We start from the raw sequence: 16,624 nt of genomic DNA on the forward strand, positions 1-16,624 counted from the left end.
ATTTGACTACCTCTTCTGTCATTATTGAAGCAGAGCTTTCGCTTTAGCTACAACATTCTCAACGGTGAAACCATATTCAGCAAGGATTTCAGATCCTTTACCAGATGCACCGAAACGGTCAATGGCAAGAATATCCCCTTCATCGCCTACATAACGATCCCATCCTAATGAAGACCCAACTTCAATACCTAGACGAGCCTTGATATGTTTTGGAATCACACTTTGTTTGTACTCTTTTGATTGAGCTTCAAAGCGATCCCAACTTGGCATACTTACAACACTTACACGGATGCCATCTTTCTCAAGCTCTTTTTTCGCTTCTACAGCAAGGCCAACTTCAGAACCAGATGCAAGAAGTAGAACCTGCGCTTCGCCATCAGCTTGATCAATCACATACGCACCTTTTTTCGTACCCTCATATGCATGCTCAGCCGTTCCTTCTAGTGTAGGAAGGTTTTGACGACTTAAAACGAGAGCTGTAGGCTGATTTGTTGATTCAAGGGCTAATTTCCATGCAGCAGTTGCTTCATTTCCATCAGCAGGACGAATAATTGACAGATTCGGCATAGCTCTAAGCGCTGCAAGCTGTTCTACCGGTTCGTGAGTTGGTCCATCTTCCCCTACAGCAATACTGTCATGTGTGAATACATACGTAACAGGGAGACCCATTAATGCAGCTAAACGAATAGCTGGGCGTAAGTAATCAGAGAACACAAAGAATGTTCCACCAAATACTTTAAGTCCTCCATGTAATGCCATACCATTTAATGCAGCACCCATAGCAAATTCACGTACTCCGAACCAGATATTACGGCCATCGTATTGATCACGGCTGAAGTTATCTTGTCCTTTTAACGTCGTGTTATTTGATCCAGCTAAGTCAGCAGATCCACCAAACAATTGTGGTATGTGTTTAGCAAATGCATTTAATGCTTGACCAGCAGAAGCACGGCTTGCAACACTTGTACCTACTTCATGAACTGGAGCTTCTTGATCCCAGCCTTCTGGAAGCTCACCAGCCATTGCAAGTTTGAATTCTTTTGCAAGCTCTGGGTATGTTTGCTCATATTGTTCAAATAATTGATTCCATTCTTTTTCTTTATCTGCGCCCTCTTCTACAACTCGAGCAAATAACTCTGCCGCTTCACTAGGAATATAGAAGTCACCTTCATAGTCCCAAGCGTAGGCTTCTTTTGTTAATTTCACCTCATCAGCACCTAGTGGTGAACCATGCGAAGCAGATTTACCAGACTTGTTAGGTGAACCAAAACCAATTGTTGTTTTTACTTCAATTAATGTTGGACGGTCATCTGTTTTTGCTTGTTCAATTGCATTGGAAATTTCCGTGACATCATTTCCATCTTCTACGCGAATGACTTGCCAGCCATAAGCTTTATAACGATCTTCCACACTTTCAGAGAAAGAGTGGTGTAAGTCTCCATCCAGTGAAATATCATTTGAATCGTAAAGAACGATTAAACGTCCTAATTTAAGATGTCCAGCTAGTGATGCTGCCTCAGCTGAGATCCCTTCCATTAGATCTCCATCTCCACAAATACTATAGGTGAAATGGTCTACAACGGAAAAGTTATCTTTGTTATAAGTAGCTGCTAGATGTCTTTCAGCCATTGCCATACCAACTGCCATCGCCACACCTTGTCCAAGTGGACCAGTTGTAGCTTCAACGCCAGGCGTATGACCATACTCAGGGTGTCCAGGTGTACGGCTTCCTAATTGTCTAAACTGTTGAAGATCATCAAGACTTAAATCGTACCCTGTTAGATGTAACAAGCTATATAAAAGCATCGAACCATGACCTGCTGACAGTACAAAACGATCGCGGTTGCTCCACTCTGGGTTACTTGGATTATGATTCATAAACTTAGTCCATAAGGCAAAAGCCATTGGCGCAGCACCCATTGGCATTCCCGGGTGACCAGAATTCGCTTTTTCTACACTATCAATCGACAATGTACGAATGGTGTTAATTGCAACTATTTCTGCATTTGTAGACATATGTATGTTCATCCTCCTGTAATACATCAATTTTCTTATTTCTCACTCATCATATACAATTCCCGTCAATTTCACAAGGTCAGACAACTATGAATGTTTGTAAAAAAGACCACTTTTAAAAGTAGTCTTTAATGAGTATGACCATTTAAACGTTTTTTACTTTCTTTTAATGCTTCAGGAGTCACATCTGTTCCTTCTTCATCAACAACTTTCACGGAGTGAAGTTGATTTTCAAAGGACTTGCGGAACCCTTTAAGATACTCAGCACGAAGCTCTTTTTGTTCTTTGGCTTCAGAGAGAGTCAGTCCACTATCTTTAGCTTTTTTAGCAAGTTGATTAATTCGATTTAATTTATCTTGATGTAGCATGATAAACACTCACTTTCTAGAAACGACTCATTTGATCATAATGTTATCACGTAAGATAAAAACCTTCAACTTCACTGCTCAGACTTAGTTGCGCGCGTTTGACTCTAATTCTTTTTGTTTCACATACTCTTGATACCGACGATGAACAGTCGCTTTTGACAAATTATAACCAAGCCCTTTTAACGTTGCAGAAATATCATAAAAAGCCAGACCTCGTTCTCTTAGACGAATGATTTCCTGTAATGGAACATCCAATCGATCTCTCCCGCCACCACCTAGGCTTGAAAAGTTCTGCTCAGGATGATATCCATCAGCCATCGCTCGCTTCATCCCTCTTCGGATCTTTAAATTATGAAGCTTTCTTTGATATTCCTCAACAATCGATACAATACTTAAAACCATTTCATCAGCTTCTGATAATTGCAATTGTTCATGGTTCTGTAAAGTGAAGATGTGAATACCAAATTTCTTTAACTGATATAAAAGGGCCATCCGGGCATGTCCTCTAGCAAGTCTCGTTTCATCTTGTATTAACAAAATATCAAATGCTTTTTCTTTCGCTAAATCAAGTATCGTTAGCATTTCTTCTCGGTCAATTTCATATCCACTTGCTTTCTCTTTAATGGAGTGAACAAGTGTCCAATGTTTCTCTTCTACCATTGATTTAAGTTCTTGCTCTTGTCGATCAAGTGATGTTTGCTGCTCTTCTTTTTCCGTACTAACTCTACTGTAAATAATGACTCTATTCTTTGGTTTTTCCATCAATCTTTGCTCCATTACTAAATTTGTACGCATAATCTACATTTGAAGGAGGTACTGTTTCTACAAGATTATCATATTGTTCATCAACACGATCAACAATTTGCTGATCAATTTGCTCGTTGGGAAGTAAAATTGTGATATACATTAGGCCTAGTGTAATGATGGCTGCTCCAAGTAAAAAGAATTCCTGTCCTGTCCATTTCTTACTCATATCGCTCACCTCTAATAGAATGTTTGTTCGCTTTTTATAATAAAGGGAACATCCGTTTGTGTCAACTATATTTTCAGAACTTATGTTTGCGTTACATATGTTCGTATGGTAGGATTTAATTACAAAGGAAATGTAAGAGGAGTGTAATAGAATGACAAAACTTTCTAAGCGTCAGGAAGAAATTCTTGGATTTATAAAAGTAGAAGTCCGTAAAAAAGGATATCCACCTTCTGTACGTGAAATTGGCGAAGCAGTCGGTCTTGCATCAAGCTCTACAGTTCATGGACATTTATCTAGACTTGAAAAAAAAGGCTATATCCGTCGTGACCCTACTAAACCTAGAGCAATTGAAGTGCTAGATTTAGAAGATATTATCGGGGCTAGTGAAAACCCTAAGCGTCAAGCAAGCTACGCACCGATTATTGGTAAAGTAACCGCCGGTCTTCCTATTACAGCTATTGAGAGTATTGAAGATTACTTGCCTCTTCCAGAACATATGACGGCTGATGATAATACATATGTTTTAGTCATTGAAGGGGAAAGTATGATAGAGGCTGGAATTTATGATGGGGATATGGTCATCGTTAGACAACAGCAGACAGCTAACAATGGAGATATTATCGTGGCCATGACAGATGAGAATGAAGCAACAGTTAAGCGTTTCTTCAAGGAAAAAGATCGAATTCGACTTCAACCAGAGAATGCTTCAATGGAGCCTATTATTCTTTCTTCTGTTACCATTTTAGGTAAAGTAATTGGGGTCTTTCGGACGATACATTGATTTAGATTATTACACGCTAACTAAAGATGTTAGCGTGTTTTTTTATGCTTGTTTTTGCGTTTTCAATTTACATTTCTGGTTCTAGTTCGGTATGTGAAATTATCTTCGAGGTTTAACGAACACGAATAAAAAACGAATACCTTATAAAGGTACCCGTTCTAAGCGTTCCAAATGTATCATTTATTTTTTACCCTTTCACACCTGTTAATGCAATTCCCTCAATGATCTGTCGTTGAGCAAATACGTAAATCACTAGAACCGGTATAACAGAGATCGTTGCTCCCGCCATCATAAGCGGCCAGTTTGTGACGTATAATCCTTTAAATGTTGCTAGTAATAGCGGAACCGTATATAAATCCTGGTCACTTAGAAAGACTAGCGGCTGAATAAAGTTGTTCCAAATACCGATAAACGAGAAAATCCCAAATGCTGCTAGAGCTGGTCTTACAAGTGGCAGAATGATTTTCCAATAAATATAAAGCGGGTTTGCTCCATCCATAACAGCCGCTTCTTCCATTTCCTTAGGAATGCCCATAATAAACTGTCTGAGCAAGAACACACCAAATGCATTAAATAGAGCGTTCGGGACCAAAATTGATAGGTGGCTGTTTACCCAGCCGATGTTATCCATAATGATATATAAAGGAATCAATGTGACCTGCATGGGTACCATCATGGTTGCTAGAAAAGCGACAAATAAAAAACGTGAGCCTGGGAACTTAATCTTTGCGAATGCATATGCAGCCATTGAACATGTGAGCAACTGGCTAAATACAACAACAAATGATATATAAAAGCTATTAAAATAAGCTCGACCAAACGGCATGGCACTTAATGAATCTGTGATGTTACTCCACATAAATGGATCTGGAATCCAAACTGGAGGAACGGCGAAGATTTGTTCAAATGACTTCAAACTACTTAATGCCATCCAAATAAATGGTCCTGCCATCACAAGTGATCCAATAATCAATGCAAGGTGTAGGGCGATTTGAGATGGTCGTATCTTAGTTTTCTTTATTTGACGCACTTGTTTAGGTGGTTGTTGTTGAATCGTTGGTTTACCTTCCTCCATCTTCATAGTGCACCCACTTTCTTGAGACTGAGAATTGAATCAGCGTGAACATTAAGATAATTGCAAATAGTACCATGGCTGAAGCTGTACTTGGACCAAAAGCGGTTCGTCCAAAGGCCGTTTCATAAATGTGATAAACCAATGTATAACTTGCCTTACCTGGCCCACCCTGTGTCATGACATAGGCTTGGTCAAATACTTGAAAGGATCCAATAACCGACATGATCGCTACGAAAAATGTGGTTGGTGAGAGAAGTGGAAAGGTAATGTGCAAGAACTTTTGAATCGATGACGCTCCATCAATATCGGCTGCTTCGTAATAGCTTCTAGAAATCCCTTGAAGACCAGCTAAGAAGATGACCATGTTTGTACCTAGGCCCCACCAAATACTCAAGCCTGCAATGGACGGTAGAACTAAATTCCGATCAGTAAGCCAACTCGGACCATCAATGCCGATCATCGCTAAAAGCTGATTAATGAGTCCAATGTCCCCGTTCAGGAGCCACATCCAGATTACCCCGATTGAAACGGAGCTTGTCACAACTGGCATAAAGAAAAAGACACGGTAAACCGTTTTCCCTTTAACTTTGTTTAAAGCAAGTGCAACTAAAAGAGCTGCTGCAATCCCAACTGGTATGACTAGGACTGAATAATAGGCTGTATTTACAAGTGCCGTAATAAAATTATCATCTTTAAATTGACTTATATAGTTGGCAAAACCAACAAACTCACGCTCTCCAAATCCGTCCCACTTCATAAAGCTTAAGCCAAAGGCAAACCCTAAAGGAAGAATTGAAAAGGCAAGCATTCCTATAAGCTGGGGTGCGATAAAGAAATAGCCCCACCATTTTCGTTTAGAATCATTCATCAGTGGTTCCTCCTCATCTATGAACATCTAAAAAGGAGTCAGAGTACTCACTGACTCCTCCATTTCAGCTTACGATTCGCCTAACATGTCTCTTGCTACTTCTGCGGCTTGATCAACGGCCTCTTCTGGAGATAAATCTCCTAGTAGCATGACTTCATAAATGTCCTCAAGCTCTTTGTTTAAACCAGGAGCTGTAAATTCTAAACCAACAACACGTCCTGTTTGACGCGCATCAAGTAGGTAAGAGCCATGTTCTGGCTTCTCTTGATTCACAACCACTTCATCAATTCCTTCAACAGATGGAACCGCGTTACCCTCTCCATCTAGTCTTGTTTCCTGACCTAATTGAGATGTATAAAATGAAACAAACTCCATTGCTTCTTCAACATGGTCCCCTTTTGCATTCGCACTCATGTATGCGGTTGCAATATTAACACTTGGAATCTCTTCTTCTGTGTTGGTTGGCCAAGGAATATAATCAAAGTCTATGCTTGTTTCAAGAAACATTGGTGTTAGCCATCTTCCTGCTCCTACCATACCTACTTGGTTAGACATGAACATCGCATCCATCCCTTGCCCTTCTGGTAGCGTGCCCGAGAAGATAAAGTTCTTATCAGCAACCATTCGCTCAACAAATTCAAATGCTTCCAGTGTTAGATCATTTTCGTCCGCAACGATTTGGTCGTCTTCAGCAAATAAACCTCCGTTTGCCCAAACCCAGTTAATTATGTTGCCATGTCCACCTTCTTGCACAAATCCGTACTTTCCTGCATCTCTTAACTGGGATGTTACTTCCTCCATTGCTTCCCAGTTCCAATTCCCTTCATCAAAATATTCTTGAGGGGTTTTAATTCCAGCTTCCTCAAACATTCCTTTGTTGTAATACATCAGGAACGGGTTACAGTCAACTGGCAAACCGTAAATTTCATTATCTTTTTGAGATGCACCCCATAATCCATCTGCAAATTCATCTGCAGTTACATAAGAAGCATCTGTGTTTAAAAATTCACTAAGAGGCTCTATCGTACCATTTGAAATGAGTGTAGAAATATCTTCTGCTCCTACATAAAATAAATCTGGCGCTTGCCCACCTTGTAATCTTGTGGTTAAGGTTTGAAAATAGTTGTCGTTTGGTATACCTGTTAATTCAACTTCAACGGAGTCACTCTGCTCGTTAAAGGCATCAACTGCTCGTTGATATACCTTTAACTCTGCTGGGTTACCCCAGGCAGAAAACGTTAATTCTACCTTCCCGTCGCCTGATCCTGAGGAACCAGAGCTACTGCAACCTGCAAGAGCAACAAGTCCAATTGCCATTCCACCAAGTACAAATACACCAGATCTTTTTTTCATTTCTTACTCCCCCAATTCATTTAGTTTACAATTATCGGTACGTTGGCAAGTAATCTCCATGAGCTTCAATCAGTTCATCACACATTGAAACAATATCATCAATTGATAATTCTGCTTTTGTATGTGGATCAAGTAAGGCAGCCTGATAAATATAATCTTTCTTTTTAGTAACCGCAGCTTCAATGGTAAGTAGCTGAGAATGAATATTGGTGTGGTTTAGTCCTGCTAGCTGTATAGGGAGCTCTCCTACAAACGTTGGTGTAATTCCACTTCGATCTGCAATGCAAGGAACTTCTACCGTTGCTTTTGTAGGTAAGTTGGTAATTAAGTTTCCTTTATTTAAAAGATTTCCACCGAATTTAAATGGTTGATTGGTCTCAATTGCTTCTACAATTCTGGAACCATATTCTTTTGAGCGAGTATGCTGTACACCATCAGACATCAAAGTTTTTTGAACCTTTTGCCAGTTAGCGATTTGCTCTTCACAACGTCTTGGGTACTCATCGAGCGGAATATTTAATTGTTCAATAAGCTCAGGGTATTTTGATTTAATAAAGTAAGGATGATACTCAGCATTATGTTCGGAGGACTCCGTCACATAATAACCAAAATGCTCCATTAATTTAAAACGAACCATATCGTAGTGTCGTTCTTTTTCTTGTTTTTCCTTGGCACGTCTTTTAATTTCGGGGTAGAGATCGATACCATCTTGCTTCACTTCAAGAAGCCATGCCATATGATTAATACCCGCGATTTTTTCTTCAATTCGATCGTGTTCCATCCCTAAATTTTTAAATAAATCTTTTGTACATATTTGAACACTGTGACATAATCCAACCGATTGCACATTTGAATGTTGTTGGATCGCTCCCATAAGTGTAGCCATTGGGTTCGTGTAATTCATAAACAGTGCATCCGGTGCAACCTCTTCGATATCCTTTGTAAAATCAAGCATGACTGGTATCGTTCTCAACGCACGGAAAATTCCACCGATTCCAACTGTATCAGCAATCGTTTGACGTAATCCATACTTTTTTGGAATCTCAAAATCAATGACCGTACTTGGCTTATATCCGCCAACCTGGATCGCATTAAATACATACTTTGCGCCTCTTAATGCTTCCTTGCGATCGCTGTATGATTTAATGTGTACATCTGCTTTTAAAGTGCTTGCAAGTTGAGTAAGTAATTTGTGTGATTCATCCATCCGCTTCGCATCAATATCATATAATGCAAATTCGAATCCAGATAAAGCTGGAACCATCATACAATCCCCTAAAACATTTTTCACAAAAACTGTACTACCTGCGCCTATAAATGTAATTTTAGACATAGACATGAACCTCCATTATAAAATCAACCTGTTAAGAAACTGTTAATATTGCTATACTATCTATAATTCATCATATTATGAAAACGCTTTCTTTTAAACGGTAATTAATTTTGATTTTAGGGTAAATTTGTTGCAAGCCACATACATATCTTCTGGGAGGTTATTAAGATGCTTACTAAAAATCTTTCACTCATGAATCAAATGTATGAATTTGACTTTAATCAACTAAACCATAAGCCTGCTGTGCTTCTAACCAATGTAGGATGGGAGACTCGTTCTGAGCAAAGCTACGATTATCATGGTATGACTCGTAAACATGATCATGGATTTCTAATTTTTCAATATACACTGTCTGGAGCTGGCTGTCTTGAATATGCCGGATCGACCTATGAGCTAAAAGCGGGGGACGCCTTTTTTGTTTCTGTTCCAAGCGATCACAGATACTATGTACCTAAAGATGGAGAGCCGTGGGAGTTTGTTTTTTTAACCCTTGGCGGTCAAGAAGCCGAAGCCATTTGGAGAAATATTGTTGAAGCTAAAGGGCCGGTTACAAACATAAATCGCAATGAAGGCATCATTAAACAACTGTTCTCAATCATTGAAGAGACGATGTCTGATCGACTGGAGGACCCATTTCAAGCTTCTTTACACGGATATCATTTCTTACTTGCGTGCATTAAGCATTTTTTAGTTGAGAACCAGCCGGACACGGAGCCAAATAGCTATAAACAGGCGCTCCGGTTCATTGAAGAGAATTATCATCTTCCCATTTCACTTGAAGATATCGCTGAAGAAGTACATTTATCGAGGTACTCCCTCCTTAGACAGTTTAAACATTATGCAAAAACGACTCCGATTCAACATTTAAATCAAATTCGCCTGCAGCAGGCATGCAGATTGCTCATCTATACAAATAAACCGATTAAACAAATTGCAGTAGAAGTTGGTTACGCAAATGCGAACTACTTTAGTAAAGTTTTTCGAAAGGCGATGGGAATGTCTGTGGGAACCTATCGAGCGAATCGACATTAATCAAGAAAAAGACGAACAGCGTTAGGTTCACTAAACTGTTCGTCTTTTATATTATTTATATGTAATGATCATTTGATCTACATACGTTGCCGTTCCTTTGATTGCGATATCAAGATGGGTTCCTTGCTTCTCTACCTCAACAATCACTTGACCATCCTTTCCAATCTCAATTCCTTGTTCAACAACTAACGAATACACGTCTTTCCCAGGCTTAATATACGTCGCGTAATAACCACCCATGACACCAGACGCAGTCCCTGTAACCGCATCTTCAATCGTCCCAGAATAAGGGGACGAAAAATGTCTCGCATGCATATCTGCTTTTGGACTTACTGTCTCAAGACAGAACGGATGAATGGATGCGCGAGGCATCTGATGAAGAATGTTAGGAAACTCAGATTGAGATGGTTTCATTCTTGAGAAAGCATCAAGTGTACGAATTGGAACAAGCAATGTCCAAATACCCGTACTTCCATAGACAATCGGAAGTGTTTCATGGAGATCTTCCTTTAAAAGTCCAATTGAATTCATCAGCTGATTTTCGTCACCTGAGAAACGTTTAAAGGTTGGATTCAATTGTTGCATTCTACAGCTTGTCCCGTCAAAAGAGACCGATATAATGCCAGCTTTCGTTTCAACTGTCCATTCTTTTGCAGGCAGTCTCCCTTTTGTCTGAAGGGCAAAACTTACAGCCATTGTTGCATGTCCGCACATATTCATTTCATGGCCAGGTGTGAAATAGCGGATTCTAAAGTCAGCAACGTCAGAACCAACAACAAAGGATGTTTCATTGAAACCAACTTTTTTTGCAATGAGCTGCATCTGTTCTTCTGATAAAAAATCAGCATCTAACACTACGCCAGCTGGATTCCCTTTATGTTTCTTTTTACTGAATACATCCCAGTGCATCACTTGAACAGATTGCTCCATAAGTCACCTACTTAGACGTTAAATTTGGTCCAGGTAAATCGAGTTGGTAAAATGCTAGATCAAGCCATTTATCAAACTTATATCCGGCTTTCGTGATTGTTCCTACATGAGTGAAGCCAAACCGAGTGTGAACGGCAATACTATTTGTATTTACTGCATCAATCCCAGCGATTAACGTAGCATAACCATCCTGTTTGGCTTGTTCAATTAATTCGGTTAACAGTTTTGTACCGATTCCTTTTTTGCGGTATTCACTATGAACGTAAATTGAATGTTCAACAGTATACCGATAAGCAGCGTGGGGTCTAAAGGCTCCAAACGTAGCAAAACCGTAAATGATCCCATCTTCTTCGCCTTCAAAAACGAGAATTGGGTAGCCAGCTTCAGCCTTTTCATCAAACCACTGCTTCATCATCTGAAATGTATATGCCTCATAATGATAAACAGCGGTTGAATGCAAGATTGCTTCATTGTAAATGGCTAAGATATCTTGAATGTCCTTTTCAAGTGCAGCTCTAATCATGATGTTCGTATCCTCTCTCTATGCAGTACCAGTTCTTAATCCATGAGTTCTGTAAGCACAGACTTAACAGAATTAGCTGTTCTAATGTCGCTCGTTAACATTCCATCAAGGTCAACAGCCTTTGCCGCCATATCTCCAGAAACTCCACTTAAAATAAGCTCAGTTCCAAGTAGCTTTAATACGTCTCTTAGCTTAATCAAATCACGTAAAACAAGATCATTAAATGTTGTTAAGCCGGAAAGATCCACAATCATTGTCTTGATCTTTTGCTTAACCACTTCGCTTGTTGAGATATCAAAGACACGATTAAATCGCTCATCATTCATCTCTCCAATCAAAGGTAGTACGGCAATTTGGTTAAGAAGAGGGACAATTGGGCAAGCCAAGGATTTGATCTCCTTAAGAGATCGCTCGTAGCTCTCCTCTACTTCCCGGCGGTATGTGACATCTTTTTGTACACCAATAAAATACGACTTTCCGTCTTCTTCACTATTAATAAAATCTACAGATAAATTGTTCCAGAAAGCTCGACCATTCTTTTTATAATTTAATAATTCTACCGTTATTGATTCACACGATTGAATTGCCTCTTTAAGCTTACCTACTTCGGCTGGGTCCGTGTCCGTTCCTTGCAAAAAGCGACAGTTTCTACCGATAATTTCTTCAGGTGTATACCCTGTCATTTCATAGAATCCATGATTCGCATAAATAATTGGATTATCTTCTTGATTTGGATCTGTAATAATTATCCCAGCACGTGTATGATTTAGCGCTTTAATCAGTAATTTCTGATTTGCAAAGATCCTTTCCATCTGAACCCTCCGACAACATGAATTAAATTTCCCTCTTATCATACCAAAATCATGACCAATTGAGAATGGTGAGGCACTTCCAGCATAATTAAAAGTGAGCATAGTGTATAAATCGTTAAGATAAGTAGAATGAAAAAGCCCAAGCATAAAACTGCCTGGACTTTATTTCAGGTAATTTAGTAGCTGGCCTTTCTCCCATTTGGCCTAATGCAAATAGCTAAACAAAAAAAGAAAAAAGCCACACTGAACCCCAGTAAATAGTGATCAAATCCAATTCCAGAAATTAAAATGCTTGGGCCCATCAATACAAATGACATCTTACTTATTAGATTTCTCATGGTAATATGCTACCATTTTACAACATGATCGTAAACCATATTCTGATTGATTTTTCGTTCGTTTCTATTTTAAATTTTAATAGGCCTTATATGGGGAAAACGTTAGTCCACCGCACGTTTTCAAATGTATCACCAAAAATAAAACCCTCAACACCAAAAGTGTCAAGGGTTCCACAAATTAATACGTTTCTAAATATTGATCTCTCTCCCACGGATGCACTTGCGTTCTAAACATATCCCACTCAATCTCTTTTGCTTCGATAAAGTGTTCAATTGCATGTTCACCGAGTGCATTCACAATCACATCATCGCCAACAAGCTTGTTAAGAGCATCTTTCAGTGTAGCTGGAAGGTCGTTAATCCCTTCTTCGATACGCTCTTCTTTGCTCATCACATAAATGTTGCGATCTGTTGCTTCTGGTGGAGTCATTTTGTTCTTAATTCCATCAAGACCTGCTGCAAGCATAGCTGCAATGGCAAGGTAAGGGTTTGCTGCTGGGTCTGGACTACGAACCTCAATACGTGTGCTAATGCCACGTGATGATGGGATACGAATTAATGGTGAACGGTTACGCATAGACCATGCCACGTAAACAGGTGCTTCGTATCCAGGGACTAGACGTTTGTAAGAGTTCACAATTGGGTTTGTTAGTGCAGTAAATGCTTCAGCATGCTTTAGGATACCTGCTAGGAATTGCATGGCAGTACGACTTAATTGAGACTCTGTATTCTGATCGTAGAACACATTGCCATTCTTATTAAATAGTGACATGTTGCAATGCATTCCTGAACCATTTACACCAAATAACGGCTTCGGCATAAATGTTGCATGCAATCCGTGTTTACGAGCAATGGTCTTAACAACAAGCTTAAATGTTTGAATGTTATCACACGTAGTAATGGCATCCGCATATTTAAAATCGATTTCGTGTTGTCCAGGAGCTACTTCATGGTGGGACGCCTCAATTTCAAAGCCCATGTCCTCAAGCTCAAGAACGATATCACGACGGCAGTTTTCACCTAGATCAGTTGGAGCTAAGTCAAAGTATCCACCTTTATCGTTTAATTCAAGTGTCGGCTCGCCTTTTTCATCATTTTTGAAAAGGAAGAATTCCGGCTCGGGTCCGATATTGAAATCAGTGAAGCCTAGCTCTTCTGCTTGCTTTAATACACGCTTAAGAATGCCGCGTGGATCTCCTTCGAATGGAACAGGCTCTTCACCTGGTTTACTAGGTTGATAAATGTCACAAATTAAGCGTGCGACTTTCCCTTTCTCTGGTGTCCAAGGGAACACAACCCATGTATCTAGATCTGGATATAGATACATATCAGATTCTTCAATACGCACGAAGCCTTCAATTGATGAACCATCAAACATCATCTTGTTGTCGAGTGCTTTAGGTAATTGATCAATTGGAATCTCAACGTTTTTAATTGTTCCTTGCAGGTCAGTAAACTGCAGGCGAATAAAGCGAACGTTGTCCTCTTGAGCAATGCGTGTAATGTCTTCTTTTGAATAGGATGACATAGTATGTACCTCTCCTTTTATCCTGTTTTTTTATATAGGAAGAACAAATGCACTAGGCATTGTTCGACTTATTCCTTCGTACCCATCATTTTTGTTTCCCTTTCTATTATCCTACTAAACCCCTGTTTAATCGTCAAATTCTGAATCTTCTAGATTTTAGACGACTCGATCGCATCTAGCGCCTGCGTAACGGCAATTTTCACATGCTCGTAGGTCAAGCCACCTTGAACATAGGCCGTGTAAGGTGGTCGAATGGGACCATCGGCAGTAAGTTCAATGCTTGCTCCTTGGATAAATGTTCCGGCAGCCATAATGACATCATCGCTGTAACCTGGCATAAAGCCTGGTTGCGGAGTGACATGTGCATTTATAGGTGAAGCTGATTGAATCGCTTGGCAGAACGTAATCATGGCTTCGGCATTTGGAAAGTGTACGGCTTGAATTAAATCCGTTCGCTTTTGATTCCAAGCCGGAGTGGATTTATATCCAGCTAACTCAAGTAGAGCTGCAGTGAAGGTTGCTCCTTTAACCGCTTGCGCTACAACATGTGGAGCAAGAAAGAAACCTTGATACATTTCAAGCAGGCTATAAAGGCTAGCTCCCCCTTCTGCTCCAATACCAGGTGCCGCTAAGCGGTATGAGGCAAGTTCAATGTATTCTTCCTTACCAGCTAAGTATCCACCTGTTTTCACAATACCGCCGCCAGGATTTTTAATTAATGATCCTGCCATTAGATCCGCTCCAACATGGCATGGCTCCTGCGTCTCTACAAATTCACCGTAGCAATTATCTACAAACACAACAACATCTTCTTTCACCTGACGTATATCCTGAATCATTTCTTTGATTTCATGAATATGGAAGGATGGGCGGTTAGCGTAGCCGCAGGATCGCTGAATACCAATCATTTTCGTTTTAGGACCGATCGCATGTTTAACAGCCACTGTATCTACTTGTCCATTATCAAGCAATGGGATGGAGCGATAACTAATCCCAAACTCTTTAAGAGAGCCCTTCCCATTTCCGCGAATCCCAACGATTTCTTCAAGCGTATCGTAAGGGGCACCTGTTATGTATAGTAGTTCATCACCTGGACGAAGTACGCCAAAGAGTGCTGTCGCGATCGCGTGAGTACCTGAGACAATCTGAGGTCTAACGAGCGCTTTTTCGGCACCAAAAACATCAGCATAGATTTCTTCTAGCGTATCTCGTCCGGCATCATCATACCCATATCCGGTAGATGGCGTAAAATGAAAGTCCGATACTTGATGTCCTTTAAACGACTCCATCACTCTTGATTGATTAACAAGCGCTACTTCGTCTATTTTCTGATGTAATTCTTTAAGTTGTTCTTCCGCCTTTTTGACTAAAGGCAGCATATAGGTTGGATTTTTAATATTCACCTTTTTATTACTCCTGTTCGTTCTTAATTGCTCGTAAAATAGTTGATAGCGGACTATCTTCTTTTACATATCCTGATGCCTTATACAAACTTGTTTCTTCCATCCATTCAAGAGATGTAACAATCGTATTCGTTTTTATAGAAGAAAGTAGCTTACCATTAGCCGGCTCAATATCAACTTCATAAGGTAACATTTGTTTAATTAGCTCACGTTCAATTTGTTCTGCTAATTTGTCTACATCGTACGGGTTGTACGCACTCATCTCAACAGATGGGAAGCGATGGTCAGGATAAAAGGCACCTGTTCGCTTTTCTTCTTTATTATAAATAAGAAGCTGTGGAAGATGGTCCACATCTAATTCTTGAATTAACTCTTGTACGGTCTGTTGATGCTGTTCGTATTCACGGTGTGAGCTGTCTACAACATGTAGGATTAAATCTGCCTCAGCAAGTTCTTCAAGTGTAGACCTGAAGGCTGCTACTAAAGCGGTTGGGAGATCCCTAATAAACCCTACAGTATCTGATAGGATTACATTTAGACCAGATGGCAAACGTAAATGTCTAGTCGTTGGATCAAGTGTTGCAAATAACATATCTTCTTCGAGTATATCTGATTCCGTCAGCCTGTTTAATAAAGTTGATTTTCCCGCATTGGTATAACCGACCAAAGCAAGCTGAGTCACATGATTATCTTTTCTACGTTCACGATAACGTTTGCGATGCTCAACAACCGTTTTTAATTGACGTTCAATGTCCGTCATTCGTCTCTTAATATGACGTCTATCCGTTTCAAGCTGCGTTTCACCAGGACCTTTACTTCCAATCCCTCCACCTTGCCTTGAAAGAGCAAGGCCTTGTCCTGCTAAACGTGGAAGCAAATAACTGAGCTGTGCAAGCTCTATCTGTAGCTTCCCTTCTCTTGAATTTGCGCGTGTAGCAAAGATATCTAAGATCAACTGAGTCCGATCAATGACTGTCACTTCTGTTTCTCTATGTACGTTACGTACTTGGCCTGTAGTCAGTTCATCATTAAAGACAATTAAATCTGCCTCAAGCTCCTCAGCAAGTGCTGCAAGCTCTTCCACTTTACCTGCTCCAATGTAGGTTGAAGGCTCAACTTTTTTTCGGCTTTGTGTTAAAGTTGCAATCACTTCTCCATTAACGGAACGAACGAGTCCATCCAGTTCTGTCATTGATTGCTCAAACCGTTCTTCATTTCCATCAAACTGGCATCCTACCAGAATGACTCGTTCTTTCTTCTTTTTATCTGAATTCATTTTATTCTTCCTTCC

General features: G+C 39.9%; 16 protein-coding genes. 2 read left to right on the forward strand and 14 right to left on the reverse strand.

The annotated features are described in order from the left end of the window. Positions 1-21: 21 nt before the first annotated feature. The 4 genes from tkt to JNO66_RS05270 form a co-directional block, all read right to left on the reverse strand. Positions 22-2,016 (reverse strand): transketolase, encoded by a 1,995-nt coding sequence (gene tkt / locus JNO66_RS05255; RefSeq protein ID WP_203087133.1) that lies wholly within the window; start codon positions 2,014-2,016, stop codon positions 22-24. A 128-nt stretch (positions 2,017-2,144) separates the two neighbouring features. Next, positions 2,145-2,384, reverse strand: coding sequence for a DUF896 domain-containing protein (locus JNO66_RS05260; protein WP_203087134.1), 240 nt, complete (start codon positions 2,382-2,384; stop codon positions 2,145-2,147). 84 nt (positions 2,385-2,468) lie between these two features. Beyond that, positions 2,469-3,146 (reverse strand): YneB family resolvase-like protein, encoded by a 678-nt coding sequence (locus JNO66_RS05265; RefSeq protein ID WP_203087135.1) that lies wholly within the window; start codon positions 3,144-3,146, stop codon positions 2,469-2,471. Next, entirely contained in the window at positions 3,127-3,357 is a 231-nt protein-coding gene (locus JNO66_RS05270) for a hypothetical protein (protein ID WP_203087136.1), read from the reverse strand. Before JNO66_RS05270 ends, JNO66_RS05265 begins: the two co-directional genes overlap by 20 nt. A gap of 151 nt (positions 3,358-3,508) precedes the next feature. Here JNO66_RS05270 and lexA point away from each other — a divergent pair, with 151 nt between their 5' ends. Continuing rightward, entirely contained in the window at positions 3,509-4,138 is a 630-nt protein-coding gene (gene lexA / locus JNO66_RS05275; RefSeq protein ID WP_203087137.1) for a transcriptional repressor LexA, read from the forward strand. A gap of 187 nt (positions 4,139-4,325) precedes the next feature. Here lexA and JNO66_RS05280 read toward each other — a convergent pair whose 3' ends face one another. From JNO66_RS05280 to melA, 4 genes are all read right to left on the reverse strand, one after another. Beyond that, the gene (locus JNO66_RS05280) at positions 4,326-5,219 is read right to left on the reverse strand and encodes a carbohydrate ABC transporter permease (protein WP_246483169.1); all 894 of its coding nucleotides are present in this window, start codon (positions 5,217-5,219) and stop codon (positions 4,326-4,328) included. Beyond that, complete coding sequence (locus tag JNO66_RS05285) at positions 5,200-6,081, reverse strand: carbohydrate ABC transporter permease (protein ID WP_203087138.1); 882 nt, start codon at positions 6,079-6,081, stop codon at positions 5,200-5,202. Before JNO66_RS05285 ends, JNO66_RS05280 begins: the two co-directional genes overlap by 20 nt. Before the next feature lie 69 nt (positions 6,082-6,150). Beyond that, the gene (locus tag JNO66_RS05290; protein ID WP_203087139.1) at positions 6,151-7,434 is read right to left on the reverse strand and encodes an ABC transporter substrate-binding protein; all 1,284 of its coding nucleotides are present in this window, start codon (positions 7,432-7,434) and stop codon (positions 6,151-6,153) included. A 31-nt stretch (positions 7,435-7,465) separates the two neighbouring features. Further along, on the reverse strand, positions 7,466-8,767 hold the full coding sequence (melA, locus tag JNO66_RS05295) for an alpha-glucosidase/alpha-galactosidase (RefSeq protein WP_203087140.1): 1,302 nt from the start codon (positions 8,765-8,767) through the stop codon (positions 7,466-7,468). 168 nt (positions 8,768-8,935) lie between these two features. Here melA and JNO66_RS05300 point away from each other — a divergent pair, with 168 nt between their 5' ends. Continuing rightward, a complete protein-coding gene (locus JNO66_RS05300; protein ID WP_203087141.1) occupies positions 8,936-9,799 on the forward strand; it encodes an AraC family transcriptional regulator in 864 nt (287 codons plus the stop codon). 51 nt (positions 9,800-9,850) lie between these two features. Here JNO66_RS05300 and JNO66_RS05305 read toward each other — a convergent pair whose 3' ends face one another. The 6 genes from JNO66_RS05305 to hflX form a co-directional block, all read right to left on the reverse strand. Then, positions 9,851-10,729 carry a PhzF family phenazine biosynthesis protein gene (locus JNO66_RS05305; protein ID WP_203087142.1) on the reverse strand — a complete coding sequence of 293 codons (879 nt, stop codon included), beginning with the start codon at positions 10,727-10,729 and terminating at the stop codon, positions 9,851-9,853. A 7-nt stretch (positions 10,730-10,736) separates the two neighbouring features. Continuing rightward, entirely contained in the window at positions 10,737-11,252 is a 516-nt protein-coding gene (locus JNO66_RS05310) for a GNAT family N-acetyltransferase (RefSeq protein ID WP_203087143.1), read from the reverse strand. 35 nt (positions 11,253-11,287) lie between these two features. Beyond that, on the reverse strand, positions 11,288-12,064 hold the full coding sequence (locus JNO66_RS05315; protein ID WP_203087144.1) for a YtvA family blue-light photoreceptor: 777 nt from the start codon (positions 12,062-12,064) through the stop codon (positions 11,288-11,290). A 516-nt stretch (positions 12,065-12,580) separates the two neighbouring features. Beyond that, positions 12,581-13,930, reverse strand: coding sequence for a type I glutamate--ammonia ligase (gene glnA / locus JNO66_RS05320; protein WP_203087145.1), 1,350 nt, complete (start codon positions 13,928-13,930; stop codon positions 12,581-12,583). A 149-nt stretch (positions 13,931-14,079) separates the two neighbouring features. Further along, positions 14,080-15,309, reverse strand: a complete 1,230-nt coding sequence (locus tag JNO66_RS05325; protein WP_203087515.1) for a methionine gamma-lyase family protein — start codon at positions 15,307-15,309, stop codon at positions 14,080-14,082. A gap of 31 nt (positions 15,310-15,340) precedes the next feature. Beyond that, positions 15,341-16,609 carry a GTPase HflX gene (hflX, locus tag JNO66_RS05330; RefSeq protein WP_203087146.1) on the reverse strand — a complete coding sequence of 423 codons (1,269 nt, stop codon included), beginning with the start codon at positions 16,607-16,609 and terminating at the stop codon, positions 15,341-15,343. Positions 16,610-16,624: the final 15 nt, after the last annotated feature.

Origin of the sequence: Alkalicoccobacillus gibsonii (genome assembly GCF_016798245.1) — a bacterium.
Classification (GTDB): Bacteria; Bacillota; Bacilli; order Bacillales; family Bacillaceae_D; genus Alkalicoccobacillus; species Alkalicoccobacillus gibsonii.

Excerpts from the sequence above, each read along its gene's own strand:
- tkt (WP_203087133.1), bottom strand. The coding sequence starts at position 2,016 with ATGTCTACAAATGCAGAAATAGTTGCAATTAACACCATTCGTACATTG.
- JNO66_RS05260 (WP_203087134.1), bottom strand. The coding sequence starts at position 2,384 with ATGCTACATCAAGATAAATTAAATCGAATTAATCAACTTGCTAAAAAA.
- JNO66_RS05265 (WP_203087135.1), bottom strand. The coding sequence starts at position 3,146 with ATGGAAAAACCAAAGAATAGAGTCATTATTTACAGTAGAGTTAGTACG.
- JNO66_RS05270 (WP_203087136.1), bottom strand. The coding sequence starts at position 3,357 with ATGAGTAAGAAATGGACAGGACAGGAATTCTTTTTACTTGGAGCAGCC.
- lexA (WP_203087137.1), top strand. The coding sequence starts at position 3,509 with ATGACAAAACTTTCTAAGCGTCAGGAAGAAATTCTTGGATTTATAAAA.
- JNO66_RS05280 (WP_246483169.1), bottom strand. The coding sequence starts at position 5,219 with ATGAAGATGGAGGAAGGTAAACCAACGATTCAACAACAACCACCTAAA.
- JNO66_RS05285 (WP_203087138.1), bottom strand. The coding sequence starts at position 6,081 with ATGAATGATTCTAAACGAAAATGGTGGGGCTATTTCTTTATCGCACCC.
- JNO66_RS05290 (WP_203087139.1), bottom strand. The coding sequence starts at position 7,434 with ATGAAAAAAAGATCTGGTGTATTTGTACTTGGTGGAATGGCAATTGGA.
- melA (WP_203087140.1), bottom strand. The coding sequence starts at position 8,767 with ATGTCTAAAATTACATTTATAGGCGCAGGTAGTACAGTTTTTGTGAAA.
- JNO66_RS05300 (WP_203087141.1), top strand. The coding sequence starts at position 8,936 with ATGCTTACTAAAAATCTTTCACTCATGAATCAAATGTATGAATTTGAC.
- JNO66_RS05305 (WP_203087142.1), bottom strand. The coding sequence starts at position 10,729 with ATGGAGCAATCTGTTCAAGTGATGCACTGGGATGTATTCAGTAAAAAG.
- JNO66_RS05310 (WP_203087143.1), bottom strand. The coding sequence starts at position 11,252 with ATGATTAGAGCTGCACTTGAAAAGGACATTCAAGATATCTTAGCCATT.
- JNO66_RS05315 (WP_203087144.1), bottom strand. The coding sequence starts at position 12,064 with ATGGAAAGGATCTTTGCAAATCAGAAATTACTGATTAAAGCGCTAAAT.
- glnA (WP_203087145.1), bottom strand. The coding sequence starts at position 13,930 with ATGTCATCCTATTCAAAAGAAGACATTACACGCATTGCTCAAGAGGAC.
- JNO66_RS05325 (WP_203087515.1), bottom strand. The coding sequence starts at position 15,309 with ATGCTGCCTTTAGTCAAAAAGGCGGAAGAACAACTTAAAGAATTACAT.
- hflX (WP_203087146.1), bottom strand. The coding sequence starts at position 16,609 with ATGAATTCAGATAAAAAGAAGAAAGAACGAGTCATTCTGGTAGGATGC.